This is a genomic window from Arthrobacter sp. KKT183, from assembly GCF_055657625.1.
The window spans coordinates 3,461,286-3,487,196 of sequence record NZ_CM145770.1; the positions used below are offsets into that span (position 1 = coordinate 3,461,286).

General features: G+C 64.3%; 30 protein-coding genes and 1 pseudogene. 20 read left to right on the top strand and 11 right to left on the bottom strand.

Features of this window, described 5'->3' with window-relative positions:
• Positions 1-120 precede the first annotated feature (120 nt).
• Entirely contained in the window at positions 121-483 is a 363-nt protein-coding gene (locus ACZ2GY_RS16300) for a bile acid:sodium symporter (protein ID WP_471672502.1), read from the bottom strand.
• A gap of 202 nt (positions 484-685) precedes the next feature.
• Here ACZ2GY_RS16300 and ACZ2GY_RS16305 point away from each other — a divergent pair, with 202 nt between their 5' ends.
• From ACZ2GY_RS16305 to ccsB, 6 genes are all read left to right on the top strand, one after another.
• Complete coding sequence (locus tag ACZ2GY_RS16305) at positions 686-1,066, top strand: ArsR/SmtB family transcription factor (RefSeq protein WP_471672503.1); 381 nt, start codon at positions 686-688, stop codon at positions 1,064-1,066.
• Positions 1,066-3,015 carry a heavy metal translocating P-type ATPase gene (locus ACZ2GY_RS16310; protein WP_471672504.1) on the top strand — a complete coding sequence of 650 codons (1,950 nt, stop codon included), beginning with the start codon at positions 1,066-1,068 and terminating at the stop codon, positions 3,013-3,015. The genes ACZ2GY_RS16305 and ACZ2GY_RS16310 overlap by 1 nt, the downstream gene beginning before the upstream one ends.
• Entirely contained in the window at positions 3,012-3,524 is a 513-nt protein-coding gene (lspA, locus tag ACZ2GY_RS16315; protein ID WP_471672505.1) for a signal peptidase II, read from the top strand. Before ACZ2GY_RS16310 ends, lspA begins: the two co-directional genes overlap by 4 nt.
• 122 nt (positions 3,525-3,646) lie before the next feature.
• Positions 3,647-4,255, top strand: coding sequence for a cadmium resistance transporter (locus ACZ2GY_RS16320; protein WP_471672506.1), 609 nt, complete (start codon positions 3,647-3,649; stop codon positions 4,253-4,255).
• A gap of 72 nt (positions 4,256-4,327) precedes the next feature.
• Positions 4,328-5,944 carry a cytochrome c biogenesis protein ResB gene (resB, locus tag ACZ2GY_RS16325; protein WP_471672507.1) on the top strand — a complete coding sequence of 539 codons (1,617 nt, stop codon included), beginning with the start codon at positions 4,328-4,330 and terminating at the stop codon, positions 5,942-5,944.
• Positions 5,941-6,972 carry a c-type cytochrome biogenesis protein CcsB gene (ccsB, locus tag ACZ2GY_RS16330; protein WP_471672508.1) on the top strand — a complete coding sequence of 344 codons (1,032 nt, stop codon included), beginning with the start codon at positions 5,941-5,943 and terminating at the stop codon, positions 6,970-6,972. The genes resB and ccsB overlap by 4 nt, the downstream gene beginning before the upstream one ends.
• Positions 6,973-7,433: 461 nt before the next feature.
• On the opposite strand, the gene ACZ2GY_RS16335 is transcribed toward ccsB, so the two are convergent.
• From ACZ2GY_RS16335 to ACZ2GY_RS16350, 4 genes are all read right to left on the bottom strand, one after another.
• Positions 7,434-8,183, bottom strand: a complete 750-nt coding sequence (locus tag ACZ2GY_RS16335; RefSeq protein WP_471672509.1) for a cytochrome c biogenesis CcdA family protein — start codon at positions 8,181-8,183, stop codon at positions 7,434-7,436.
• Between the two features lie 61 nt (positions 8,184-8,244).
• Positions 8,245-9,129 carry a F510_1955 family glycosylhydrolase gene (locus ACZ2GY_RS16340; protein ID WP_471672510.1) on the bottom strand — a complete coding sequence of 295 codons (885 nt, stop codon included), beginning with the start codon at positions 9,127-9,129 and terminating at the stop codon, positions 8,245-8,247.
• Between the two features lie 329 nt (positions 9,130-9,458).
• Positions 9,459-10,232, bottom strand: a complete 774-nt coding sequence (locus tag ACZ2GY_RS16345; RefSeq protein WP_471672511.1) for a class E sortase — start codon at positions 10,230-10,232, stop codon at positions 9,459-9,461.
• 70 nt (positions 10,233-10,302) lie between these two features.
• Positions 10,303-12,201 carry a bifunctional copper resistance protein CopD/cytochrome c oxidase assembly protein gene (locus ACZ2GY_RS16350; RefSeq protein ID WP_471673610.1) on the bottom strand — a complete coding sequence of 633 codons (1,899 nt, stop codon included), beginning with the start codon at positions 12,199-12,201 and terminating at the stop codon, positions 10,303-10,305.
• Between the two features lie 650 nt (positions 12,202-12,851).
• On the opposite strand from ACZ2GY_RS16350, the gene ACZ2GY_RS16355 reads away from it, so the two are divergent.
• Genes ACZ2GY_RS16355 through ACZ2GY_RS16365 form a run of 3 tightly spaced genes read left to right on the top strand, consistent with a single transcriptional unit; the run spans position 12,852 to position 13,578 of the window.
• Positions 12,852-13,142, top strand: a complete 291-nt coding sequence (locus ACZ2GY_RS16355) for a hypothetical protein (protein WP_139186323.1) — start codon at positions 12,852-12,854, stop codon at positions 13,140-13,142.
• Positions 13,139-13,360: a hypothetical protein gene (locus tag ACZ2GY_RS16360; protein WP_471672512.1), complete on the top strand. Its 222-nt coding sequence runs from the start codon at positions 13,139-13,141 to the stop codon at positions 13,358-13,360. The genes ACZ2GY_RS16355 and ACZ2GY_RS16360 overlap by 4 nt, the downstream gene beginning before the upstream one ends.
• A complete protein-coding gene (locus tag ACZ2GY_RS16365; RefSeq protein ID WP_090588463.1) occupies positions 13,360-13,578 on the top strand; it encodes a hypothetical protein in 219 nt (72 codons plus the stop codon). Before ACZ2GY_RS16360 ends, ACZ2GY_RS16365 begins: the two co-directional genes overlap by 1 nt.
• 314 nt (positions 13,579-13,892) lie before the next feature.
• Here ACZ2GY_RS16365 and ACZ2GY_RS16370 read toward each other — a convergent pair whose 3' ends face one another.
• Genes ACZ2GY_RS16370 through ACZ2GY_RS16380 form a run of 3 tightly spaced genes read right to left on the bottom strand, consistent with a single transcriptional unit; the run spans position 13,893 to position 14,987 of the window.
• Positions 13,893-14,249 (bottom strand): DsrE family protein, encoded by a 357-nt coding sequence (locus ACZ2GY_RS16370; protein WP_471672513.1) that lies wholly within the window; start codon positions 14,247-14,249, stop codon positions 13,893-13,895.
• A gap of 30 nt (positions 14,250-14,279) precedes the next feature.
• On the bottom strand, positions 14,280-14,696 hold the full coding sequence (locus ACZ2GY_RS16375) for a DUF302 domain-containing protein (protein WP_171586600.1): 417 nt from the start codon (positions 14,694-14,696) through the stop codon (positions 14,280-14,282).
• 33 nt (positions 14,697-14,729) lie between these two features.
• Entirely contained in the window at positions 14,730-14,987 is a 258-nt protein-coding gene (locus ACZ2GY_RS16380; protein ID WP_142117514.1) for a metal-sensitive transcriptional regulator, read from the bottom strand.
• Between the two features lie 123 nt (positions 14,988-15,110).
• On the opposite strand from ACZ2GY_RS16380, the gene ACZ2GY_RS16385 reads away from it, so the two are divergent.
• From ACZ2GY_RS16385 to ACZ2GY_RS16425, 9 genes are all read left to right on the top strand, one after another.
• Positions 15,111-15,734, top strand: a complete 624-nt coding sequence (locus ACZ2GY_RS16385) for a rhodanese-like domain-containing protein (protein ID WP_171586601.1) — start codon at positions 15,111-15,113, stop codon at positions 15,732-15,734.
• Positions 15,731-16,642 (top strand): sulfite exporter TauE/SafE family protein, encoded by a 912-nt coding sequence (locus tag ACZ2GY_RS16390; protein ID WP_171586602.1) that lies wholly within the window; start codon positions 15,731-15,733, stop codon positions 16,640-16,642. The genes ACZ2GY_RS16385 and ACZ2GY_RS16390 overlap by 4 nt, the downstream gene beginning before the upstream one ends.
• Before the next feature lie 71 nt (positions 16,643-16,713).
• On the top strand, positions 16,714-17,055 hold the full coding sequence (locus ACZ2GY_RS16395) for a rhodanese-like domain-containing protein (protein ID WP_171586603.1): 342 nt from the start codon (positions 16,714-16,716) through the stop codon (positions 17,053-17,055).
• A 45-nt stretch (positions 17,056-17,100) separates the two neighbouring features.
• Positions 17,101-17,397, top strand: coding sequence for a rhodanese-like domain-containing protein (locus ACZ2GY_RS16400; protein WP_171586604.1), 297 nt, complete (start codon positions 17,101-17,103; stop codon positions 17,395-17,397).
• A gap of 77 nt (positions 17,398-17,474) precedes the next feature.
• Positions 17,475-17,837, top strand: coding sequence for a thioredoxin family protein (locus tag ACZ2GY_RS16405; RefSeq protein ID WP_192477228.1), 363 nt, complete (start codon positions 17,475-17,477; stop codon positions 17,835-17,837).
• Between the two features lie 14 nt (positions 17,838-17,851).
• Positions 17,852-18,250, top strand: coding sequence for a rhodanese-like domain-containing protein (locus ACZ2GY_RS16410; RefSeq protein ID WP_171586606.1), 399 nt, complete (start codon positions 17,852-17,854; stop codon positions 18,248-18,250).
• A gap of 111 nt (positions 18,251-18,361) precedes the next feature.
• A complete protein-coding gene (locus ACZ2GY_RS16415) occupies positions 18,362-19,768 on the top strand; it encodes an MBL fold metallo-hydrolase (protein WP_471672515.1) in 1,407 nt (468 codons plus the stop codon).
• Between the two features lie 84 nt (positions 19,769-19,852).
• Complete coding sequence (locus tag ACZ2GY_RS16420; protein WP_171586608.1) at positions 19,853-20,125, top strand: SHOCT domain-containing protein; 273 nt, start codon at positions 19,853-19,855, stop codon at positions 20,123-20,125.
• Complete coding sequence (locus ACZ2GY_RS16425; RefSeq protein WP_471672516.1) at positions 20,122-21,636, top strand: multicopper oxidase family protein; 1,515 nt, start codon at positions 20,122-20,124, stop codon at positions 21,634-21,636. The genes ACZ2GY_RS16420 and ACZ2GY_RS16425 overlap by 4 nt, the downstream gene beginning before the upstream one ends.
• Before the next feature lie 85 nt (positions 21,637-21,721).
• On the opposite strand, the gene ACZ2GY_RS16430 is transcribed toward ACZ2GY_RS16425, so the two are convergent.
• Complete coding sequence (locus ACZ2GY_RS16430; RefSeq protein ID WP_471673617.1) at positions 21,722-21,991, bottom strand: hypothetical protein; 270 nt, start codon at positions 21,989-21,991, stop codon at positions 21,722-21,724.
• Between ACZ2GY_RS16430 and ACZ2GY_RS16435 the strand changes: the two are divergent.
• Positions 21,902-23,109: pseudogene (locus ACZ2GY_RS16435) on the top strand (MFS transporter). The gene ACZ2GY_RS16430 and the pseudogene ACZ2GY_RS16435 overlap by 90 nt on opposite strands.
• Positions 23,110-23,209: 100 nt before the next feature.
• On the opposite strand, the gene ACZ2GY_RS16440 reads toward ACZ2GY_RS16435, so the two are convergent.
• Both ACZ2GY_RS16440 and ACZ2GY_RS16445 read right to left on the bottom strand, forming a co-directional pair.
• Complete coding sequence (locus tag ACZ2GY_RS16440; RefSeq protein ID WP_169997921.1) at positions 23,210-23,821, bottom strand: recombinase family protein; 612 nt, start codon at positions 23,819-23,821, stop codon at positions 23,210-23,212.
• Positions 23,822-23,851: 30 nt separating this feature from the next.
• A complete protein-coding gene (locus tag ACZ2GY_RS16445) occupies positions 23,852-24,841 on the bottom strand; it encodes a DUF4158 domain-containing protein (protein ID WP_471672518.1) in 990 nt (329 codons plus the stop codon).
• A gap of 211 nt (positions 24,842-25,052) precedes the next feature.
• Between ACZ2GY_RS16445 and ACZ2GY_RS16450 the strand changes: the two genes are divergently transcribed.
• A complete protein-coding gene (locus tag ACZ2GY_RS16450; protein WP_471672519.1) occupies positions 25,053-25,910 on the top strand; it encodes a cytochrome c biogenesis CcdA family protein in 858 nt (285 codons plus the stop codon).
• Position 25,911: the final 1 nt, after the last annotated feature.

Genomic DNA, 25,911 nt, shown 5'->3' on the forward strand with positions numbered 1-25,911 from the left:
CCAGCGTGATCATCATCAGAGGAACCATCAGCGCTTCCATAATTGACATCACGGACCGGCCGGCGGATGTCCGTTTAGCCCAGTATTGGGTGAGCGCCGCGGGAGCAAGCGGAGTGATGATCAGCAGGACAAGCGCCTCGATGAAAGGCCCGGGTTCAATCGCTGACACCAGATCCGGACCGACGAAACCAGCAGATACAGGGGCAACAGCAGCATCTGCGTCAGCATCAGCAGCGGCGCAGCAGCAAGCAGCCGGTCACTCGAACCGCCGGCCAAACCGGAAAACACAATTACATGATCCATGCAGGGGGTCAGCAGCACCATCATCACCCCGATCAGCAGAGCCTGATCACCTGCAACGAAACGTGACAGGCCGAAGACAATGCCCGGGACTATCACAAAATTCAGCCCAAGAACGGTCGCCATGAACCGGACATCACGCAGCGCCGATTGAGGCGAAAGGGATGCCCAGGGACGTCCCAAACAGCAGCACCTCCAGCACAGGATAGATCGCCTACTCGAGAGGGTATGGACGCTGCCGGAACCAACCAACCAAACACCGCACCTGCGATCATGGCCATCAGGTACAGGCCAATCTGGCGGCGCTCCATGACTGTGACCAGAGGTAGCATTCCCATCCGCCAGACTTAACGATGAAAACAGTCATCTACGCTATGATCGTCATATGACGATCAACCTTGCGGGCGGGGCTGCTTGTGCCCGGCTCAACCCTGCTGCCGCCCTGTTCCACTCCCTCAGTGACCAGACGCGGCTGAGCATTGTGAAGCGGATGGCTGGCGGTGAAGTCCGGGTCAGCGACCTTACCGGGGAACTGGGTCTGGCCCAGTCCACGGTCTCGGCCCACGTGGCGTGCCTGCGTGACTGCGGCCTGGTCGAGGGCCGGGTGCAGGGGCGCAGTGTCTTCTACTCGTTGACCCGCCCGGAACTGATGGACATGCTCGCGGCCGCCGAGGTCCTTCTGGCTGCCACCGGCAACGCGGTCAGCCTATGCCCGAACTACGGTACCGCTGACGAGATCGCACCGTTGACGAAGGAGAATGTTTGATGAGCGACGCATGCGGCTGCAGCGATGACAAGCCTGGGGCGGTCGAGGCCGAGGAGCAGCCCGGTGGGTTCTGGCAGGTGTCGGAAGTCCGCGCAGCCGCTGCGGCCGGCGCACTGCTGCTGGTGGCATGGATAGCGGCGAACGTCGGCGCGCAGCCGTGGCTGAGTCTGGCGTTGGAGATCGTTGCGCTGCTGGTCGCTGGCTGGACCTTCGTACCCTCCACACTGAGGCGCCTGGCTAGAGGCAAGATCGGGGTCGGCACGCTGATGACCATCGCCGCGGTCGGTGCAGTCGCCCTCGGTGAAGTTCAGGAAGCGGCCATGCTCGCCTTCCTTTACTCGATTTCCGAAGGACTGGAGGAGTACTCGCTGGCGAAGGCCCGCCGGGGCCTTCGGGCGCTCCTGGACCTTGTTCCTGCCGAGGCGAGGGTGCTGCGCGACGGCGCCGAGACCACCGTCACTCCGTCCGAACTCGTCCCAGGGGACGTGATGGTGGTCCGTCCCGGCGAGCGGCTGGCCACCGACGGGACGATCATCACCGGGCGCACCTCCCTGGATACCTCTGCCCTGACCGGGGAGTCCGTGCCCGTCGAGGCAGGGCCCGGAGCTGAAGTCTATGCCGGGTCCATCAACGGCACCGGCCCCCTCGAGGTCGAGGTCACCAGCAGTGCCGAGGATAATTCCCTGGCCCGGATCGTGCACATCGTCGAGGCTGAGCAGTCCCGCAAGGGCCCGGGCCAGCGCCTCGCCGATGGCATCGCCAAAAAGCTCGTTCCGGGCATCCTCATCGCCGCTGCCCTGATCACCGCTTACGGGTTCATCGTCGGGGAACCGCTGCTGTGGTTCGAACGCGCCCTTGTGGTACTCGTCGCCGCATCGCCCTGCGCGCTGGCCATCTCCGTCCCGGTCACCGTCGTCGCGTCCGTGGGCGCCGCGAGCCGTATCGGTGTCCTCATCAAGGGCGGCGGCGCGTTGGAGACGCTGGGGAAAATCCGCACGATCGCCCTGGACAAGACCGGCACGCTCACCCGGAACCAGCCGGCCGTGATCGATGTCGCCACCACAGGAAACGCGACCCGCGAACACGTACTTGCCCTCGCGGCCGGACTGGAAGCGCGTAGCGAACACCCACTGGCCCGGGCGATCCTCGCCGCCACGGACCACCGGGCCGACGTCACGGACATGGACACCGTCCCCGGCGCAGGTCTTGAAGGAAGACTCGGCGGCAACCCTGTCCGCCTCGGCCGACCCGGATGGATCGATCCCGGCCCGCTCGAAGCCCACGTCGAGCGGATGCAGAAGGCCGGCGCGACCGCGGTCATCATCGAAGAAGCAGGACAGGTCATCGGCGCGATCGCCGTACGCGATGAACTACGCCCCGAAGCCCGCGCCGTCATCGCCCGCCTTAACCGGTCCGGGTACACCACTGCCATGCTCACCGGTGACAACACCATCACAGCCAATGCCCTCGGTGCGGCCGCCGGAATCAGCGAGGTACACGCTGACCTGCGCCCCGAAGACAAAGCAGAGATCATCCGCACGCTCAAAGCCAGACAGCCCACCGCCATGGTCGGCGACGGCGTCAACGACGCACCGGCGCTGGCCACCGCCGACACGGGCATAGCGATGGGCGCCATGGGAACCGACGTGGCCATCGAAACCGCCGACATCGCCTTGATGGGTGAGGACTTGAACCACCTGCCCCAGGTGCTCGACCACGCCCGCCGGACCCGGGGCATCATGCTCCAGAACGTGGGCCTGTCACTGCTGCTGATCACCATACTGATCCCACTTGCACTCTTCGGGATCCTTGGCCTTGCCGCCGTGGTACTGGTACACGAACTGGCCGAAATCGTCGTCATCGCCAACGGCGTCCGGGCCGGCCGGATCAGCCGCAAAAACTCCACCACCTCCACGCTGCCGGCCCCGGCGCTGGAACCGGCCGCGTGAGCGCCGAGAGAGCCGACCACAGGGCCGGGACGTCCTCCCTCCCGGTCCGGCGCTTCAGAGTGGTGCTGCTGGTCTGGGCGGCTGTCCTGGCGGCCGCCGACCTGGCCACCAAGGCGCTAGCTGAAGCCCTGCTTGCAGGCGGGGAGACGATCGACCTGTGGTTGCTGAACCTCGAATTGCACTACAACCCTGGCGTTGCCTTCAGTATGGGCAGTGACCTTCCATCCTGGGTCATCATCACCGGGACCGGCCTGATCATCACCGCCCTGGCCTGGTACCTCCTCCAATCCGCGCCCACCATGACCAGAGTCTCGCGGGCAGGTGGGGCGCTGCTCCTTGGTGGTGCCGTAGGAAACTTCATCGACCGGCTCGACGGGCGCGGTGTCGTGGACTACCTCCACAGCGGCTGGTTCCCCACGTTCAACCTCGCAGACGTCTTCGTGACCACAGGAGTAACCATTTTCATCCTGGGCACGTTATGGCGGTCGCCAAAGGTCGAACGGGACTAAACCCACAACCACGTTTACGAGTGCTAAACGGCCAAGGACCAAAAGGGACCAGCCGCGACCGACTGCCGCACTGACTGGCCCTGGGACGACATTGAACAGCCCCGCTGGCCCGAAAGGACACTATGGAGCTCCTCCCCGCCGCTTTGCAGGCGATAGGGCTTTTCCTGGCCACCAACATCGATGACATCATCGTCCTGTCCCTGTTCTTCGCCCGCGGCGCAGGCGTCCGTGGAACCACCACAAGAATTGGGGTCGGCCAGTACCTGGGTTTCGGGGGCATCATTGCGGCCTCCATTCTGGTAGCCCTCGGCGCCGGGACTTTCCTGCCCCCCGAGGTCATCCCCTACTTCGGGTTGATTCCCCTCGGGCTAGGGCTCTACGCGGCGTGGAAGGCCTGGCGGGACAAAGAGGAAGAGGAAGAGCAAGAGGACGAGAACAGCACGGGCGAGAAGGTCGGCGTGTGGACTGTCGCCGCCGTAACCTTCGCCAACGGCGGGGACAATATCGGGGTCTACGTCCCCGTGTTCGTCACCGTCGGGCCCGCCGCCGTTGCCGCCTACTCAGTGGTTTTCCTGCTCCTGGTCGCCGTACTCGTCGCCGCCGCCAAGTACGTCGCTACACGCAAACCCATCGCCGCAATCCTGGAACGATGGGAAAGCGTCCTCTTCCCCATCGTGCTCATCGGTCTGGGCATCATCATCCTCATCGAAGGAGGAGCTTTTGGACTCTAACCACTCTTGCCTGCAGCCCAACCGAAGCCGACAGGCAGATGAAACTCCTCCTCCTGGCGCAGGCGGTGACCGATGAGTTCCAAGACCAAGACCGTCGCTGAGCCGGCTTTGGGGTTTCGGGGTGGGTTGCGTTGGGCGTGGCGGCAGTTGACCAGTATGCGCACGGCGTTGCAGTTGCTGCTCCTGCTGGCGGTGGCGGCTGTTCCGGGTTCCCTGTTTCCGCAGCGCCCCGCGAATCCGGCCGTGGTCACTCAGTATCTGGAAGACAATCCCGAAACCGGGCCGTGGATGGACCGGTTTCAACTATTCGATGTCTATTCTTCTGTCTGGTTTTCGGCGATCTACCTGCTGTTGTTTATCTCGTTGATTGGCTGCGTGATTCCCCGGGCAGCGGTGTACTGGAAACACATGAGGTCCCAGCCGCCGATCACCCCGCGTAGGCTCTCCCGGATGCCGCAGTACGGGACGCTGCTCCTACCGTCCAGTGACATCGACCCGGAGGTTGCGGTGCAGGACGCAGCGGTCCTTCTGCGCCGTCGAGGGTACCGGGTGCAGCTGCGCGACATCGGGACGGCGAGTCCTTCTGTAGCCGCCGAACGGGGGTATCTGAAGGAAGCAGGGAACCTGCTGTTCCATGTTTCCCTGATCGGGGTACTCATCGCTGTGGCCGTCGGAGGGCTGTTCGGGTACCGGGGACAAAAGCTCGTCATCGAGGACGAGGGGTTCACCAACACCGAAATCGCTTACGATTCCTTCTTCCCAGGCACGAACTTCGACACTGACTGGCTGGTGCCGTTCTCCCTTACCTTGGAAGACTTCGACGTCACGTTCGACCGCAGGGAAACCAACTACGGCAATCCGGTGGACTTCACCGGCTCCGTGACCGTTCAGGAGCGTCCCGGAGTTGAACCCCGTGACGAGACGTTGCGGGTGAACGAACCGATCAATTTCGGCGGCACTAACGTGTACCTCATTGGTAACGGTTATGCCCCGGTGGTCACGGTCCGCGACGGTAACGGGAACATCGCCTACCAGGGACCGGTGCCAGCCCTGCCGCAGGATGCCACCTATAACTCCACCATCGTTATCAAAGCCCCGGACGCGCAACCCGACCAGCTCGGTTTCGTCGGGTTCTTCCTACCCACAGCGGTGATCGACGAAAAGGGCGTGGCATTCGGATCCGATCCCGACCCGTTCAACCCCCAGCTAAACCTGAACTCCTACTACGGGGATCTCGGGCTCAACGGCGGCACACCGCGGAACGTGTACCAGCTGGACACCACCAACCTCACCCAGCTCAACGGGCGAAACACCTCCGACGGGGGCATCGTGCTGGGCGCCTACCAAACCTACGACCTCCCCCAGGGCAAAGGATCGATCACCTTTGACGGCCTCAAGCGCTACGTAGCACTGGATATCATCTTCGATCCGGGCAAAACCATGGCGCTCATCTCCACCTCGCTGGCACTCATAGGTCTGGTGGCAACCCTATGCATCCCCCGGCGTAGGGCCTGGATACGTGCCACCGAAAACGCCGACGGGCAGACCCTGGTCGAGTACGGGCTGCTCGCCAGGGGCAAGGACCACGGCCTGGACAAGGAAGCACTCAAAATCGGCGGCCTCCTCTCCACCCACTGGAGCGCCAAATACGACAGGAACCAACCAGAGAAGGCAGGCAGCAGACAATGACCCCGATCAATGAAGCGCTCGGCGATTACAGCGAACTGTTCATGCTGCTCGCCGCACTGACCTACACCATCGCCTTCCTCGCCTTCACAGCCGACCTCATGCGGGCACGGAAACTCCCGGCCGTAGCAACAGCGCCAACCCGCACTCCCGAACCCACGGCCGTCGCCGCCGGCACCGGCACCGGCGCACCAAGGATCAGGTGGTCCCATGGTGGCGCCGACTCCAACGAAACCGACCCGAAAACAGCGGACCACACCGGCATCGGATACGCTCCCCTCCGGCGGCCCGCCGCCCGGATAGCGGTCGCCGTAAGTATCCTCGGGCTGATCATCCACCTGGTGGGCGTCATCACCCGGGGCATGGCCGCAGCCCGGGTCCCCTGGGGCAACATGTACGAATTCACCACCACCGGTGCAATGCTCGTCATGGCGGTGTTCCTCATGAGCCTCATCTTCCAGGACCTGCGCTTCCTGGGAACCCTGATCACCGGGCTGGCCCTCATCATGCTGATGGCCGGAGCGGTCGCCTACCCCACGCCCGTAACCCAGCTGATCCCCGCGCTGCAAAGCTACTGGCTGATCATCCACGTCTCTATTGCCGTACTCGCATCAGCCGTCTTCACCCTCACGTTCTGCCTGTCCATACTGCAACTGATCAAAACCAGACACCACAAAGCAGCCCAGGCCGGCCCCACCGGGTTCCTTCGCCTCGTACCCGCTCCTGTGGCCCTGGAGCAACTGGCCTACCGACTCAATGGCATCGGATTCATCCTCTGGACCTTCACACTCATGGCCGGCGCAATCTGGGCAGAAGCCGCTTGGGGCCGGTACTGGGGATGGGACACCAAAGAAGTGTGGACCTTCGTCATCTGGGTCATCTACGCCGGGTACCTCCACGCCAGAGCAACCCGCGGCTGGGAAGGAACCCGTGCGGCCTGGCTTTCCATCACCGGTTACCTCTGCATCATCTTCAACTTCACCGTCGTCAACGTCTACTTCTCCGGACTCCACTCCTATTCAGGGCTGTAAGCGGCGTAAACGAGTATAAATTTCGGCGGTTGCTGCGCCCATTACACTCCTGGTCGATATCCCAAGGCCGTTCATAAGGCGGAACGGCGGGCAAGAGCTGGCCGACCGGACTTCCTGGGTAGGTGAGGGTCAAGGCCAGCAGGCACCCTGACCAGGTGCCATAACGAATCGCCACCACTGCCAGTCATAGTGGGCTGGCGGTCTTCACGATTAACCCCGGGATCCCGAAAGGGGCAACACAATCCGGAAATGGCTCGGATGGACGAACTGATGATGGATGCACCCAGGTGTGATGCTGGCATGCACGCGTCGTTGCCCCACTACAGGGTCGGCTCGGAGCATGGCCGGTAGCGCTGAAGGCGCACTGCGATGAGCGCTGCGCTGTTTGCACTGGCGTTGGTGGTCGGCCGAATTGGTATGAGGCTGATTCTGCCCGGCGAGAAAGAGCTAAACCGCGCTCCCTACACCGGGGTGAGAAAGGTACCGGCCAGGTTCTGGAGCTGGTAAATCCATAGCGTCCAGATTCCGGAAACCATCAGCAGGCCCACGAGCACCAGCAGGAGACCTCCGGCCAGATTGAAGATACGCATGTGCCGGCGCACGAAGGCGAGTGTCCGGGAGACCCATTCAACACCGAGTGCCACCAGCACAAATGGGATCCCCAGCCCCAGGCAGTACACGAATCCCAGCAACGCTCCACGCCACGCGGTCCCGGTTGTGGTGCTGAGTGCGAGCACGGCACTGAGGGTCGGGCCCATGCAAGGTGTCCAGCCCAAACCGAACACCACTCCGAGCAGGGGAGAGCCGGCAACGCCGCTGCGCGGACGCCAGGATAGCTTTTGGCTTCCCTGCAGGAACGGCAGCCATCCCACCAGCACCAGGCCCATGACGATCACAAAGATCCCCAGGACCCTGATGAGCAGGTCCTGCCAGCGCAGCATCCACCCGCCGATAAGACCGAACGCCGCACCGTAGAGGGTGAAAACCGCGGCAAAGCCCAGGATGAACAGGCCCACGCCGGCCAACACCTTGCGCCGGTTATCAGGGCGGGCGGGATCGGTCAAGCCCGAAACGTAGCCAAGATAGCCCGGAACTAGCGGCAGGATGCACGGCGAGATGAAGGACACGACGCCGGCAATCATGGCCAACGGAATCGCCACCAGGAGCGCACCGGACTGAACCGTGTCGGCGAAGAATTCGCCAATAGTCATCGGGCTGGACACAGGGGCGGACCGCCCTGCGGCGCGCCGGTCAGTGGGTCAGTCATGAGTACTAGTTCTCGCCTGCCTCGACCAAAGTCGAAAAACTGGCACCGGAGTCGTCCGAGAATTCCACGCCCTCCGCCGTCGCGATCCATATCCGTACGTCCTCATCCCCGGGCGCGGCAGTGATAGCGCCAGGCTCCGTTGCTGTCCCCCCGGTGGCTTCCCACGAGAGGCCCGCATCGCGGCTGATGTGCACTTCGCCGTCCGGGGCCACCCCGACGGCCGTGTTCGCGTTGGCGAAGGCGGTCATCAACAGCACCGGCGCATCCTTGGGTAGCGCCCAGGTGTAGCCGCCGTCCTCCGAGCGCTGGACGCCTTCTTGCGTTGTGCCGAGTACCACCTGACTGTCCGGCAGCGCGGCAAGGTTGGCGGGCTGGATCTGGTCACCGGCCTCGGTCCATTCCTGACCGTCGGCACTGATCCGCAACGTGCCGTCGAAGCCGATGACGCCTTCCTCGGAAACAGCCATCGCGTGGAAGTCCGACTCACCCTGGCGGGACAGTTCCTGCCACGTCTTGCCGCCGTCGTTCGATTCGATCAGGCCCACCGGGTTGGGCAGGTCCGAGCCTGGCCCGGGGTGACCGGAAGCGTAGTAGCGGCCTTCGCTGTCGGCGGCGAAACCCATCAGATCGTTCACCGGCCCGACCTGTTCGACGGTTCCCTCTTCCACTGTGAACAGACCGTTGTGCGTAGCTACCAGCAGCTGGTCTGTCTCTGGATCGACGGCCATGCCGTGCACATGGGCGAAGGAGCTTTCCTGCACGGGGCTTTCATCCGAAGCGTTCTGGTTTTCTTGCGGCGCGCAAGCGGTCACCAGCAACAGGCCGGCGGCGCCAAAGGCCATCCTGGGGGAACGGTGGGTTTTAGTCGCCGAAATGAGGTGTTGGGTCACGGTGTCGCTTTCCTCCAGCGCCGAGGGATGATTACTAAGCTAAATAGTAGAGCAACGGTGTGCGGCAGGCCAAAAGCACCGCCAACTATCGTCGTAGCGGAACAACCCCTATGCACAGAGGCCGTGGCAGTTCGCCAGCCCGATGTTGATACGGCGTCTAAATCTGCGCTCCTACGACCGATTCGTTAGTGGGAAGCAACTCATCCATCCAAGGGAAGACGACCTGCATCAGCAGGAGCACTGCAACCGCCAAGAGTAGGGTAGATAGCGCGATTCGTAACCACATCGGGCCGGGAAGGCGTCTGAATAACCGTCCGTACACTAGATCATCACCTCCTGCTGATCTCTGCGATTCGGTCCGCGATCGCCGCGGGTGGGCCTGCTTCAAGCGGGCGCCAGGACGTCATCACCGCATATGCGATAACCCGTTTTTCATCTCCGTATCGGGGCCAGCAGGTAGTCAACGTCAACAACCGTTCTGAGGGTTCCACGCCGGGGCGCGCCGGTACGGGCAGCAGAACATCGGTGCGCTGTGGCAGTACGATCTCCTGGTCGCGGTACTCATAGGTGTAGTAACCGTCTGCGGTGTGGACGTAAAGTTCATCGCCGGGAACCAGGGTATGAATCAGGTCCAACACTTTCCCGTTCGACTGGCGGTGACCCGCCAGAGCGAAATTACCGATTTCACCCGGCAGTCCCGTTTCGGGATAGTGCCCGAGGCCGAGCTTGTCCAGGACGTCCAGCCCGACGCCCGAGGCAATCGGCACGGAATAATCCTCACCAAAGCGGGTAATATACATGATTCCCATGGCCTCACCGTATGCAACCGGGTCCATGACCGGCGGCTCGCCACCGTCGTCCTGGCGCGCCGCTTGGGCATCGCGCTCCTGGGCGGCGGTCCCGTCAGGCGCAGAGCTGACATACGAATCGGCCAATGACGATACGACGTCGTCGTGGTGCGCGCCGGCCTCGACGTTGGTCCACCACAGCTGCCAGGCGATGTATAGCAGGACGACCACTCCGGCGGTGATCAGGAGCTCGCCGCCAACCTGCACAGTGGCGCGCAGCGGACTGTGCCTTACAGCGACTCTGCGGGAAGGCAAACGCGCCTTCGTCGACGCATGCCTGTTCACCAATTCCTGCCGATCATGTTCTGCTCTTTCCTACTCTCGTTCAAGCGTTCCCTGCCTTCGCCACAGCAGCTACCGATTCCACTTCCCCGCTCGCCCTGTTTCGCCGGCTTCCGACGTCGCCCGGCGTTCTAACCACCGCAATAGCCAGGATCGACAACTGGATTAGCCCCAGGCCAAGGATGTACCAGCCCCCGGACTGCTGGTCCTCCAACGGGTCGATACCCCAGGGGCTTTCCATCGCCGCGTACCAGTCGGCAGAAAGTAGCGATCCGGAGTTGATGATCCCTAGCCCGAGAAGGACATAGAACATGGATGGGACGATCAGTCCCGCCAGCAGCAGCCGAGACCTTGGTTCCTGACGCATCCGGCTGCTGCGAAGCACCGAGTTAACGAAGAGGCAGCCGACCGCCAGGAAATACGCGACCATCCACTGGTGGCCCAAGAGCTCCATGGCCGCCCATTCCAGCAGCGGTGATGCATAGAACACGCCCACCGAAACGATGAGGAGGGCGGTCGTCGCATAGGCGTTGGTGAGCAGCCGTGCCGGGCTTGAGCGGCTTATGGCCCGGACCCACTCCCCCGGCCCCATCGCGCCGTCGGCGCGTGCATTCGTTGCGGCGAGGAGGAGTGCCAAAGGGCGCCCCAGCACGAGTAGGAGTGGAATTACGGTCATCAGTGCCATTTGGGCAAGAATCTGCGCACTGACCAGAAAATTCTGATAGTCGTTCAATCCGCCGTTGGTGACGTAAAACAACATCAGTACCCCACCAGACCATGAAGCGGTCCGCATGAAAGGCCACTTTACGTCCCTCGAACGTAGCCGTATCAGGCCGAAGAAGTATAAGGCGAGGGCTGCCGCTGACAGCGTGAACCACAGCGGGTCAAAGGCCGTCTCGGTGAGGAAGGTCGAAACGCTCGGCACGGGTGGGAGTGGCTGGTCGGCCATGCTCTCGGCCAGCACACGGTAGTCGACACGCGGGTCATCTGGTATCGGTTCGTCTAAGCGCAGCAGAATAACGGCCAGGACGGACGCCACGCCCATGATGATCAGTTCCAGGCTGACCAGTAGCCAGAAATAGGGCGCCCGAGCGGAAGTATCACGGTCGATCCTCGATAGTACCCAGCGCCGCTGGACAAGACCGACCAGGCCAAGGGCAACAGCCGCTGTGATCTTGACGAGAACGAGGAAACCGAAGGGGGAAAGGAAGTTTCCGGGACTACCAACTGTGGCCATGAATCTAAGGAATCCCGAGAACGTCAATACGGCGAAAGCGAGCAACGCCAAGGTCGAATAGCGCTTAACAACGAGTCTTAGCTGCGCTTGTTCCAGGACGGGGCGGAGCACGACAATCGTGATGAGCCCGCCTAACCACACTGCGGCCGAAATGATGTGGAGTGCGACGGCGAGGATTCCGGCTTCGTGACCTTCACCGTAGTTCGGGTGACCGTTCAGTGTCAGGGGCACTAAAGCTGCGATGGCAGCAGTCGCGGTGAGCGCCACCAGCCCTATGTGCCTCACCGCGAAGCAGAGCATGGTGACGACGGCGACCATAGCTGTGGTGGTAAGCGAGGTTTGCCCCAGCCCGACACTGGTTAGAAACAGGCCGAGTCTCTGACCGAACCCCTCTGTGAAAGTGAGCGGCTCACCCCATGAGTCCAGATAGTTCAGAACCGAACCCGCGACTGAGGCGAGCGTCCATATGACCGCCGAGCCACCCGCAAAGTTCAACGCACGCCCATACTCGCGGCTGCCGGGCCTCAAGGCGATACATGCCAGTATCAATGACCCAACAACAGCAGAGGCGGAAACGTTGAAGAAGAACTTCACCACCGGCAAAGCCCACAAGACAAAGTCTTCCGCGCCCTCCGGTATGGTGGGGTCGCCATGCAGCGGAAGGAAGGCGTTGACCGCTGTACCAGCCCACTGCAACGGTTGCATCGGCAATTCAGATCTCCTGTAGAAGCAGGCTCAAGGGACGATTTCGGCCACATACAAACGTGGGCGACTGGCAAATACTCAAACCTTCGGTACGATCCCGGGCCGGCGCCGGATATCTGACGGGCAACGGAGTCAAGACGATTCGCCGCTGAAACCGGAATCCGCCGCCGACCGAAGAGTCGCCAGTTCCTCACGCAGGCGGGACAGCACGGCGCGATCGTTTCGTACCTGCATGCCCTGCCCCGCCCTCGGACTGCTCCCGCCCGTCATGCACCGCCCCTGCTAGCAAGCGGGGCCAGCACGTACAGGGTTTCGCTCATCAGCCTTCTCCGTTGCTTCGCCGGGGCGGCGACCCCCGCACCCAAACGCTATATACTATCTGAAATAGTAGTTTCCTGCACCAGGGTGGACGTGTATGGCGAACCGACATCCATCGGACAGGCTGGGTCTCTCAGTCGAGCTCGAGGACCGACCCCCCCCCCCAGCCCATCCCAGCCCCCTGAGGATGCAGGGGGCGGTAGGGGCGTAAGTGCAGTGGACCTCGACTTGGGACAAAGAGTCGCAGCCATCGAAATCTAGATACTAACCAAGTTAGTACTTCTGCTACTATGAACCATAGTAGCTACGTTGACGATGGAAGGAAGCCATTCATGCGGTTAAGAAAGTGGATAACAGTGGCAGCGGGCACGGGCGTTATGTCCTTGGCAGCGGCCATGCCGGCAGCAGCTGCGGGCACCATGCCGATTACGGGCGTTGGGGCAGGTTCCGAGAACCACCGGCATGTCGACGCTGACGGCCAGAACCCCGGCATGATGCGCATGCACGAACTGATGAAAGACGGCAATCCGGGCATGATGCGGATGCACGAAAACATGATGGGCACCGCACCGATGATGTCGACTAAGACCGTTGCGGGAAGCACTGAAGGGGAACTGCGATGAGCGAAACACTGTATGCACTCGCATTGCTGGCCTGCCCCGTCGGCATGGGCGCGATGATGTGGTTCATGATGCGCGGCAGTAAAAGCTCCCCGGCCCAGGTGAAGCCGACGGAAGAAGCGGAACTGGCTAAATTGCGCGCAGAGGTCGACCAGCTCCGCGCGGGTCAGAGGGACGTAAGTGGTGAGCCCTCCACTCCTCAATCCAGGGCAACGTTCTGATGAGCGAGCTGGTCCTGCCGGTAGTGGTCTTGCTGGCGTCGCTGGCGCTGACATACTTTTTCTGCCTCCGACCCATGCAGCGCGGGCAGTGCGCCCTCGGCCGGAAAGCGCGGCCGGCCGCAGAGCAAGTACCGTCCACGCAGGCGGCGGAGCTGGCACAACTGCGTCAGCAGGTGGAGGCCCTCAAGGCAGGCCAGCGCCAATCTTCCCGCCTCTGACGATCCGTCAGATGTACTTGTCTACCATCAGCGGGTCGAAAGGGTAAGGCGGGGTCTGAGGAGGATCGGTACGAAATTTCACGTTAGGCGTCAGGCGCCCTTTTACGCGTCCTGTTTGGAGACTTGACCGGGCGCTTTCTTGGGAAGGGCGAACGCGACATCGACGGAGGAATTGGAGGTGAACAGGCTGTTAGTTTCAGAAGTCGTCTGCACTTGAATGTCCGAAGTCGTCTGCACGGGTTGTACGGGGCTACGCAGAGATCGTGTTTTGTGCCTTGTCCGGCGCGGAGCGCGCGTCCGGAGAGCCACCTAATTTAGAGCCTGGCGTAGGCCCAGCCGTCCCATTGGCGCTGGGCCAGGTGGGAGATGGCCGCGGGAACCATGTCAATGCCGGGAGCGAGGCCTTTTTCTTCCAGGCCTGCTGAGCGCATGCTGTTGCCGCAGGCAAGGATGCTCACGTCCAGGTGCCGGGCGCTATTGACGGCCTCCGTGGCGGGTGAGTTTGTGGCGAGGAGTTTGACGCCGGGGCCCTGGACCACCACTTCGATGCCAGTTCCCGGGGTGAGTGCGGCACGGGCGTTGGAGGCGCGGCGGAGGATGCCGGCAAGGGCGTCCTGCTCAAGCGGCCCAGCGGAGTGAATGAGCAAGCCCCTGCCGTGTCCATCTTTCACGGTTTCTGCCGGCGTCCTGTTTATGGACCTTTACTTTGTTGCATCACTCAGCCCGGCGAGGGCTGTACGGAGTCGGGTGCCGGCGTCGTCTGCCACTTCTTTCACGGCCGGCGTGTCGCTGAGCTGGACCATGGTCTGCGGGTCAATGGCCTCGATGATGGTCACGGCTGCGTCCTCGCTCCGCCGCACCACCACGTTGCACGGCAGCAGTGCACCGATTTCGGGCTCTGCGGCGAGGGCACGGCTGGCCAGGGCCGGGTTGCAGGCGCCGAGGATGACGTAATCCCCGACGGCATCCGCAGCTTCGGCGCCAAGCTTGGCTTCGAAGGTGGACCGGACGTTGATTTCGGTCAGGATTCCGAACCCCTGCGCGGCCAGGGCCCCGCGGGTGCGTTCCAGCGCTTCCGCCCAGGGAAGGGAGACGGTGGTGGCCAGGGTGTACGTCATGATGCTCCTCGAAGTTGCTCGGCGGTCCGCTGTTTAGGCGAGGGAGAGGAAAAGCTTTTCCAGGTCTTTCCGGTCCATGGTCGCGTCCTTCTGGACAATGCACTGCTCCAGGCCGGTGGCAATGATGGCGAAGCCGGCACGGTCAAGGGCTTTGGACACGGCCGCCAGCTGGGTGACGACGTCCTTGCAGTCCCGGCCTTCTTCAAGCATCCGGGTGACGGCGGCAAGCTGGCCCTGTGCGCGCTTGAGGCGGTTGATCACTGGTGTGAGTTCGGTTGGGTTTAGTTCCATGGGGGTCTCCATCGATGGGGGTGCTGCCCTCAACTATATACCCCTATGGGTGTTTTGACTACCCCCGGGGGTATGTGCAATACTCCGTGGGGTATCCACCCGACCCCTTCCGAGAGGCCACCCATGACGTCCCCTTCCACGGCAACAGCCGTTACCGCACTCGCCCCCGGAACCCTCCAGTCCTGGTTCAAAGAGCACCAGGACCTCGTGGTGATCGACGTGCGTTCCGCCGCCGAATTCGAGTCCATGCACATCCGCGGCTCCTATAATGTGCCGCTGCCGCTGCTCTCCGAGCACACGGATGAGCTGGCGGCCCGGCTGGGCAGCCGCGTTGTGCTGGTCTGCCAGTCCGGCGTCCGGGCCGAGCAGGCACGGCAGCGCCTGGGCGGTGCCGGCATCGGCACCGCTTACGTCCTGACCGGCGGTGTCCCGGGGTTCGCGGCCGCCGGCGGCGACGTGGTCCGCGGCAAGGACCGCTGGGACCTGGAGCGCCAGGTACGCCTGGCTGCCGGCTCACTGGTGATGCTGGGCCTGGTGGGCGGCAAGTTCGTTTCCCCGAAGATCCGGATGCTTGCCGGCGCCATTGGCACGGGTCTGACCTTCTCCGCCGCGACGAACACCTGCGCGATGGGCCAGGCGATCTCGGCCATGCCGTGGAACAAGGCCGCCAAGGAGCCTACCCGCGAAAGCGCCATCCTGCAGTTCCCGGTCGGCCCGGCCGTAGAAGCCGAGGCCAAAGCGTCGTGACCGTGACCCTGTTCCTTGTCCTTGCCCTGTCCGTGGTCATCGGGCTCTCGCTCGGTGTCCTGGGCGGCGGTGGCTCCATCCTTACTGTCCCGATCCTGGTCTATGTGGCCGGATTCGAGGCCAAGGAAGCGATCGCGGCGTCCCTGTTCGTGGTCGGCGTCACCTCCGCGGTGAGCGTGATCAGCCATGCCCGCGGCGGAAGGGTGATGTGGCGGACCGGTTTGATCTTCGGCGCCGCCGGCATGGCGGGCGCCTTCGTCGGCGGGCTGCTCGGCGGCCGGATCCCGGGTCAGGTCCTGCTGATCGCCTTCGCCCTGATGATGGTGGCCACCTCTGTCGCGATGCTCCGCGGCAGGAAAAAGGCCGGCGGGGCTGACGGCGCCGAACCCGTGAAGCACGAACTTCCCCTGGGCCGGGTGCTGCTGGACGGCGCCGTCGTGGGTCTGGTCACCGGCCTGGTAGGCGCCGGCGGCGGGTTCCTCGTCGTTCCCGCCCTGGCACTGCTGGGCGGCCTGCCGATGTCCGTGGCCGTCGGAACCTCACTGGTGGTCATCGCCATGAAGTCCTTCGCCGGGCTCGCCGGCTACCTCACCACGGTGCACCTGGACTGGGGCCTGACCCTGGCCGTCACGGCAGCCGCGATAGTGGGTACCCTGGTGGGCTCCAAACTGGCGGGCCGTATCCCGGAAACAGCCCTGCGGAAAGCATTCGGCTGGTTCGTCCTGGCGATGGGCACCTTTGTCCTGACCCAACAGGCGCCGGAGGACCTGCGCTGGATCATCGTCGCCGGTGTTGCTGCCCTGGCCGTGACTGCTGCCGGAATCTGCTGGTTTTTCGTCAACTCCTGCCCGTTGCGCAAGAACGACAGGAACAGCGCCCACCGAAGCGGCCAGCACTCTCCGGCGTGACCGGCAGCCGAGCCAGTACCGCTGCCGCCCCGCCGGGGCGCCACTTGATCAATACGAAAGGAATGAACGTCATGGGACTCATCAGCTCCCTGAAGAAGGCATTCAGCAAACCCTACAAAACCGTCTCCGTAGCCGAGGCCAAGGACCTTCTTTCCTCCGGCGCTACCTTGATCGATGTCCGCTCTGCCCAGGAATGGCGCACCGGCCGGGCGCCCCAGGCCAAACACGTCGCCCTGGACCGGCTGCAGACCAGCACCGCCGGCATCCAGAAAACCCGGCCGGTGATCGCGATGTGCGCCTCCGGGGTCCGCTCGGCCTCCGCAGCCCGGCTCCTCGCCGCCCAGGGCTACGAAGCCTACTCCCTCCGCGGCGGCATAGGCGCCTGGCGCCAGGCCGGCGAAACCGTCCGCTAACCACACCACCCCGCTTTTGACCCGGAACTTTCGAAGGAGAACCCCATGGCTGAAATCACCGTCACCGAAACCGACCAGCGTCGCGACCAGGCCCGGATCCTTGATGTCCGCGAAGACTTCGAAGTCGCCGACGGCATGATCCCCGGCGCCCTGCACATCCCCATGGGACAGCTGCAGACCCGCCTGTCCGAACTGGACCCCAACGTCCCGGTCATCGCCGTCTGCCGCAGCGGGAACCGGTCCGCCCAGGTCGCTGACGCGCTCAACGGTGCAGGCTACACCGCGGACACCATGGCCGGCGGCATGACAGCCTGGACCCGCGCAGGCCTCCCCACCACCTGACCCCGTCATCTGAGCTCCCTTCAGGGCTCCACATCCTCCAAGCGCTTCGGACGACACCGGAAGGACACGAACGGATCATGGCAACCATCAACGTCACCCAAGAGAGCCTCGCTGAAACCCTGGAGAACAACGGGATCGTCCTCGTGGATTTCTGGGCAGCCTGGTGCGGTCCGTGCCGCATGTTCGCCCCCACCTACGAGACAGCCTCCGTAAAGCACCCGGACATTGTCTTCGCCAAGGTGGACACCGAAGCTGAGCAGGCCCTCGCCGCAGCGGCCGGCATCATCTCCATCCCCACCCTGATGGCCTTCCGCGACAAAACCCTGGTCTTCTCCCAGCCCGGCGCCCTGAACGCCCGAGGACTGGAGCGGGTCATTCAGGCCGTGAAAGATCTGGACATGGACAAAGTCCACGCCGAAACCGCCCGGCAACAGGCCTGAAAAGGAACCACCACATGGCAGCCACGCGGACCATCACGGCCGATGAACTCGCCGCCACCTGGCCCGCAGCCGTGGTGGTCGACGTCCGCAGCCGTGAGGAATACGCCATCGCCCACATACCGGGCAGCCTCAACATCCCGCTGGATGACATATCCTCCCGGCTGAAGGACCTGCCGAACACCACGCTGCACCTGCTGTGCGGCTCAGGCAAGCGCAGCAGCCAGGCCGCACAAATCCTCGCGGACCACGGTTACGAGACCGTGAACGTCGCCGGCGGGATCACCGAGTGGTACCGCAACGGCCGCCCCGTTACCTACGCCGCGGCCCCGGCCGACAACCCTCCTCCTGACCGGCGGCGCTCCCTCGGTTCCCTCCGGCACCGCCTCTTGAGGCGGGCGGCGCGGACCTCCTGACCCTCAGGACCAAGACCAGCTCTGGCCTTGCGTTATACCCCCTAGGGTATTATTATTGTTATCAGAACAACGGGGAACGCTCCCCACCACTTCCGCGAAGGAGAGCACCACATGCTTATCGAGCGTATTTACGATGAAGACCTCGCCCAGGCCAGCTACCTGATCGGCTGCCAGGCCAACGGCACGGCTGTCGTGGTCGACGGCCGCCGCGACATCGCGGTCTACCAGGACCTGGCCGCGAAGAACGGCATGAAGATCATTGCCGTCACCGAAACCCACATCCACGCCGACTACCTCTCCGGTACCCGCGAACTTGCCGCCGCCACGGGCGCGAAGATTTACGTCTCGGGTGAGGGCGGGCCGGACTGGCAGTACGAATTCGACGGTGAACGGCTCTACGACGGCGACGCGATCACCGTAGGCAACATCAGCATCCAGGCCGTCCACACCCCCGGGCACACCCCCGAACACCTGTCGTTCCTCGTGACCGACGGTGCATTCAGCGACCAGCCCGGCTACCTGCTCTCCGGCGACTTCGTGTTCTCCGGCGACCTGGGCCGGCCGGACCTGCTGGACGAGGCAGCCGGCGGGATCGACACCCGGTTCGAGGGCGCCAAGCAGCTGTTCGCGAGCCTGCGGGATAAGTTCCTGACGCTGCCGGACTACGTCCAGGTCCACCCCGCCCACGGCGCCGGCAGCGGCTGCGGCAAGGCCCTGGGCGCCGTCCCCTCCTCCACCGTCGGCTACGAACGCCTCTACTCCTGGTGGGGACCTTACCTGGCCGCGAACGACGAGGCCGGTTTCATCACCGAGCTCCTCGACGGCCAGCCCGACGCCCACGCCTACTTCGGCCGGATGAAGCGTGAAAACCGTCAAGGACCGGCCGTCATGGGCGAACGCGCCCCGCTGCCCGAACTTACCACCGGGATCGTTGCCGCGGGCCTGGCAGAAGACACGCTGACCTTCATCGACACCCGCCCCAACAGCGAAGTCCATAAGGGCACCGTGGTCCGGTCCCTGAACGTACCTGCCGGCAAGTCCGTAGCGAGTTACGGCGCCTGGGTGGTGAACCCGGAAACCGATCAGAACCCCCTGGTACTCCTGGCCAAGGACCAGGAACAGGCGCAGGACATGTGGGACCACCTGGTACGGGTGGGCATCGACAACGTCGCCGGCTACCTTACCGGCATCGACGGGCTGCCCACCTTCACTCCGAAGCTGATCCAGCCCGAGGAACTCGACGGGTTCGACGCCGCCATGGTGCTCGATGTCCGCAACAAGACCGAGCACACCGCCGGGCACGTCCCCGGCTCCCACCAGCTCAGCGGCGGCCGCGCCATGTGGCACCTGGATGAGCTTCCGGCCGAAGGCACTATCGTGAGCTACTGCCAGTCCGGCGTGCGGAACTCCGTCGCGGCCAGCGCCCTGCGCCGGGCCGGGTACGACGTCGTCGAGCTCGAGGGCAGCTACGCTGGCTGGCAAACCTGGCAGAACTCCGGCCAGTCAGCCAAGGCCTAGAACCACCGGCACTGCACGGCCCCTGAAAGTCCACGGTCAGGAACGGCCTGGCCGTGCACGACAAGAGATAAGGAATCCCCTTTGATGATGAACGGCTTTGGTATGGGCGGGATGGGACTTGCCTGGATCTTCTGGCTTCTGCTGATCGCGGGCGTAGTCGTGCTCGCCGTGGTGCTGGTCAAAGCCTTCACCCGCAACGCCGGCGGCAACACCCCCGCCGATCTGCAAGGACCACCGCGCACCGGTGTCGGCCCCGCCCGGGCCCGGGAGATCCTTCAGGAGCGCTACGCCCGCGGCGAGATCAGCGCCGAGGAATACCAGGAACGGCGGCGGATCCTGGAGGAGAACGGCCCGTGAGGCAGCTGACACGCCGCCAGCTGCTGGCACTGGGTGCGGTCGGAGCCGGCGCTACCGCTGCCGGCGGCGCCGGGCTGTGGCTGACCACCGGCACCGGCTCCGGCTCCGGATACGCCGGGGGTGAGGACCTGGCCGAACCCCAGGTGCTGGCCAGCCGCGGCGGCGTACTGGAACTGGACCTGACCGCCGCGCCGGCACGGGTCCGCGTCGGCGGGCGGGAGGCCTCCGTTCAGGCGTTCAACGGCTCCCTGCCCGGCCCGACCCTGCGGGTGCACGCTGGCGACACGATCCGGGTCACGATGCGCAACGGGCTGCAGGCTCCCACGAACCTGCACGTGCACGGACTGCACGTCTCCCCGCAGGGCAACAGCGACAACCCCTTCGTCAGCATTGACCCCGGCGGGTCCTTCGACTACGAGTTCGCCCTGCCCGGGGACCACCCGCCGGGTACCTACTGGTACCACCCCCACCGCCACGGCCACGTCGCCGACCAGGTCGCCGCCGGCCTCTACGGGGCCATCGTGGTGGAAGACCCCGACCCGGTTCCGGTCACCCGGGACCGGGTGCTGGTGGTCTCCGACCTGTCCCTCGACGCCGACGGCAATCTCGCCGAGGTAAACCAGATGCAGCAGATGATGGGACGCGAGGGACAGATCGTCCTGGTCAACGGGCAGGTCCGCCCGCAGCTGCGCGCCGCCCCCGGGGAACGGGAGCGGTGGCGGATCATCAATGCCTGCCCCTCCCGGTACCTGCGCCTGGCACTGGAGGGCCAGGGGGTCCGGCTGCTCAGCCGGGACCTCGGACGCCTGCCGGTCCCCGAGGACGTCACCGAAGTGGTTCTCGCCCCTGGCAACCGCGTTGAGCTGCTCGTGGAAACCCGAGAGGGATCCTCCACCCTCACCGCGGCCCCTGTGGACCGCGGCAGCATGAACGCCATGATGAGCGGGGCCATGAGGGGTGACAACGTACCCGGTGGCGACCCGGTCGAACTGCTCACCCTGGCCGTCTCGGGAAGCGCCGGCACTGACCCAGGGCCCGTGCCCGAGGGACAGCCGCTGCGCGATCTGCGGAACGAACCGGTCACCGCCGCCCGTACCCTGGACTTCGCCATGGGCATGAACGGAAACACGGGCATGAACGAAAACATGGGCGGGGGAATGGGCATGGGCAGCGGACAGGGCACCATGATGGCCTTCACCATCAACGGACGGAAGTTCGACCCCGAACGGCTCGACGAGACGGCAGCAGCCGGGACCGTGGAAGAGTGGACCCTGGCCAACTCCAGCCCCATGGACCACCCCGTCCACCTGCACGTGTGGCCCATGCAGGTCGTCCAGGACGGCGGCCGCGACGTGACCAGGCCCACTTGGCAGGACGTGGTCAACGTCCCCGCCCGCAGCCAGGTGAAAGTCCGGGTGGCCTTTGACGACTTTCCCGGCCGCACCGTGTTCCACTGCCACATCCTGGACCACGAAGACCAAGGCATGATGGCCACCGTCCAAGCCCGCTGACCAGCCAGCGACCGCGGGAAAACTCACTGCAACCCATGGCTCTGCAACCTGTGCCCTACGACCCCCGGTGCGGATACGTCCAGAATCAAAACAGACACGGGCGGGTAAACGGCCGGATCCACAGGGACACCGCCGTCGGCTCAGCCGGATACCGCACCGAACACCGACAGGATCCGTCAATGGCCTCAGGCAACACCCCGCCCGCCGGCAGCCCCGAACCCCAGCGGGCATCACGCTGGGCCTGCGGCAGAACCTTGCCCAGTTCATGCTCCTCGTCGCCGTCAACGCCCTGGTCGGCGGCACCCTTGGCCAGGAGCGGACGGTGCTGCCGCTGCTCGCCGGACAGGTCTTCCACCTCGACCAGTACACCTCCGCCCTACCTACATCCTGGCGTTCGGGCTGGCCAAAGCCGCCACCAACTACTTCGCCGGAACCCTCTCGGACCGCCACGGCCGCAAACCCGTCCTGGTCGCCGGCTGGCTCATCGCCCTCCCGGTCCCGGTCCTGCTGATCTACGGGCCGTCCTGGGGCTGGATCGTCGCGGCCAACGTGGTGCTCGGCATCAGCCAGGGCCTGACCTGGTCGACCACGGTGATGATGAAAATGGACCTCGTCGGCCCCGAACGCCGCGGCCTGGCCATGGGGCTGAACGAAGCAGCCGGTTACCTCGGCGTCGCAGGCACCGCACTGGCCACCGGTTACATCGCCTCCACCTACGGGCTGCGTCCAGGGCCGTTCCTGCTCGGCGCCGCCTTCATCGCGGTCGGACTCGGCCTGTCCGTCCTGGCCGTGCCGGAAACCCACCACCACGCCAAGGCCGAAGCCGCCGCCCATGTCCCGGTCCACGCCGGAAGCCAGGCCGGGCTGAGCAACCGTGCCGTCTTCACCCTGACCAGCTTCCGCGACAAATCCCTCTCCTCCGTCAGCCAGGCCGGGATGGTGAACAACCTCAACGACGGCCTCGCCTGGGGACTTTTCCCCGTCCTGTTCGCCGCCGCAGGGCTCAGCATCGAACGCATCGGCATCCTCGCCGCTCTCTACCCGGCCGTCTGGGGCGCCGGGCAGCTGGTCACCTACGCGCTCTCGGACCGGATCGGGCGCAAACCCCTGATCGCCGGCGGCATGTTCGTCCAGGCCGCGGCGCTGGGCATGGTCGCCTTCGGGAATGACTTTGGAATTTGGCTTGCCGCCGTCATCCTGCTCGGTGCCGGCACCGCCATGGTCTACCCGACGCTGCTTGCAGCGATCGGCGACGTCGCCCATCCCGGGTGGCGGGCACGTTCAGTCGGCATCTACCGGCTATGGCGCGATGGCGGATTCGCCGTCGGCGCCCTGCTCTCGGGACTCATCGCCGACGCCTACGGCATCCCGGCAGCCGTATTGACCGTCGCCGGCCTGACTGCGCTCTCCGGCTTCATCGTGGCCATCCGCATGCGCCCCATTGACCACATAAACCCCCGCCCCACAGGCTGACACACAGGGGATTAGGGCGGCGGCGGGGACAAATAGCCGCCCGGCGGCGCTGAACCGTAGGTTTAGGCCGCTTCCCGTTCCCTGTTCACTGCCCGGCAGACTATCTGGAAAAAAGTTTCTCACCGTCCGGACGCAGTTCCCCTGTGGGTGATACGTGCCGGTACAGGGTCTGCCGGGTGATTCCCAGCTCGTCGCAGAGGTCTCCGACCTTGGTGTCGGGCTGGCCCATGGATGCCATGGCGAGCCGGACTTTGGCCGGTGTCATTTTGTAGGGCCGTCCGCCTTTTCGTCCGCGGGCCCGTGCCGAGGCGAGGCCGGCGAGGGTGCGTTCGGAGATGAGCTCGCGTTCGAATTCGGCCAGGGCCGCGAAGATTCCAAAGACCAGTTTCCCGGAGGCGGTGGTGGTGTCGATGGCGGCGCCCTGTCCGGTGAGGACTTTGAGGCCGATGCCCCGTTCGGTGAGGTTATGGACGACGTTGACCAGGTGGCGCAGGTCGCGGCCGAGGCGGTCGAGCTTCCAGACCACCAGGGTGTCGCCGTCCCGGAGGGCTTTGAGGCAGGCGGTCAGGTGCGGGCGGTCGTCGCGTTTGCCGGACGCCTTGTCTTCATACAACTGGCCGGAGTCGACGCCGGCGGCAAGCAGGGCATCGCGCTGCAGGTCGGTGGTCTGTGATCCGTCGGTTTTGGAAACCCGCATATAGCCGACCAGCATCCGGTTGCCCTCCATCATTTATACGTTCGTTTAAGTGACTCGCGGAAGGGACTTCAACCGGGCTGTTGCGGATTCCCGCGCCGCTTTGCGGACCACACGTTCGGTGACGATCGCATCCAGGGCATCACACAAATCATCGGCAACCTCGGCCGTCAACGCCCGCACGGCGCACAGCAGAGTGGCGCCCCTGCGTTGGCCCGACAGCCCCTGAAGCGCCGAGGCCTTGCCTGCCAGCCCATAGCGGGCCAGGGCGTTCATCCGGCCCGCGGGCACCGTCTCCAGGCCAACAGTCTCCGCGCCCAGAGCCCGCAGGCGTGCCAGCCGGTCCAGCTGCCGCAGCAATTCCGGCACCGATACCCTTGAAGGTCCCGTCCTCAGCCTTTCCCACGCGGTCAGCCTCGAACCCTCCTCAACGCGAAGCAGACCCTCCAGCTCATGGATCAAGGAGTGTCCGGCCGCGTCAACCAGCACGGCATAGAGCCGCTCATTCGCGCCGGCGCGAACCTCTGAAACCAGGCGAGTCAACGTGGAGACGCCCGGAAGAAGGACCTTCCGCTCACGCAACCAGACCGCCGCACGTTCAAACAAGCGAACCGGTCCTTCCGACGACGTCCACGCCCGGGCCGATAAAAACAGCTTCAGATCCTGGTAACTGGCCGGATCAGCGAATTCCACGTACCCGTAGACAGCGGAGATCTCCGCAGCATGCTCATAACCGGTCTGTGTCCGCTGCGCGTAAAGCTTGAGAACGGAGGCATCCGCAATCCCAAGTTGTCCAGCCAAGGACTCGACCACCGGCCAGGGAACAGCCAACGGATCCGTCAGGAACCGGCCCAAGACCCGCACCGTAGCCAACTGCACGGCGAATCCCAGACGGTTGTGCATCCCCCGGCGGCGGCCGGCTACCGCCAGATCGGCATCATCCAGCCAGCAAAAGCGTTCCAGGTCCTCCCGCGATACCTCATCAGGGAACCGCCCGAACCCGGCGGCCTGCTCATCACTTAGAAAATCAACCGCCATGGCGCCAATTCAACAGTAACCGGATCCCTTACCGTGAATTTCCGTACCGATCCTCCTCAGACCCCAAGGCGTGGAGGAAATACTCCTGTCCACCACCATCTTGGCGGCATTCTTGGGCGGCATGGTCGCATTGTTTGCCCCATGCTGCGTGTCGGTCATGCTGCCGGCGTTTTTCGCCACGACATTCCGGCGAAAAACCGAGATTCTGGGTATGACCCTGGTTTTTGCGGCGGGTGTGGGAACGATCATCCTGCCAATCGCGTTCGGGGCGGCGGCATTGAGCCGGCTCCTCATCGAGTACCACACACCGATCTTCGCAGTCGGAGGATCGGCGATGATCGTGATGGGTGCGCTGATCCTGGCGGGCAGAAAAATCATGCTTCCCATGCTTGTGCGTGGCGGATCAGGTGGTGGACGCAACATACGGTCCGTCTACACGCTCGGCGCTTTCTCTGGTGCCGCAAGTGCATGTTGCGCCCCGGTGTTAGCAGGAGTAGCAGCAATATCCGGGGCCGCGTCGTCCTTTCCCGCCGCCCTTGCCGTCGGCGTTGCATACGTGTTCGGGATGGTCGCGCCCTTGTGCGCAATGGCGCTGGCTTGGGACCGGCACCGCATCGGGCAACGAAAATTCCTCACCGGGCGCACGCTACCGCTATGGCCTAAAAGTTCCTACCGTGTTCCGGTTGCGACCTTCTTATCCGGGATGCTCATGCTCGTGATGGGCGCGCTAACGATAGCCTTGGCCATTCGCGGACCCGGCATGGCAACCGACGGCTGGGAAGTGCGTTTCTCCGCCGCGCTTACGCATTTCGTCTCGAACGTTCAGGAACTACTGGCCTTCGTCCCGGGCTGGACCACCACCCTGCTGATCTTCGGCGCACTGGTTTCACTGATCGTCCTGGCGATCCGCCGGCGCAATTCAACGATCGTCGCGGAGTCACCGCTCGACGATCCCCCAGCAACCGAACCAGCTGCCGGGCAAAGCGACGCCACCCCAGGCCCAGGTGATGGGAGTGTGCCGCAGGAACCTGGGGCCTACCGTATCGTCACTGGAAAGGAATCCCTCTGAT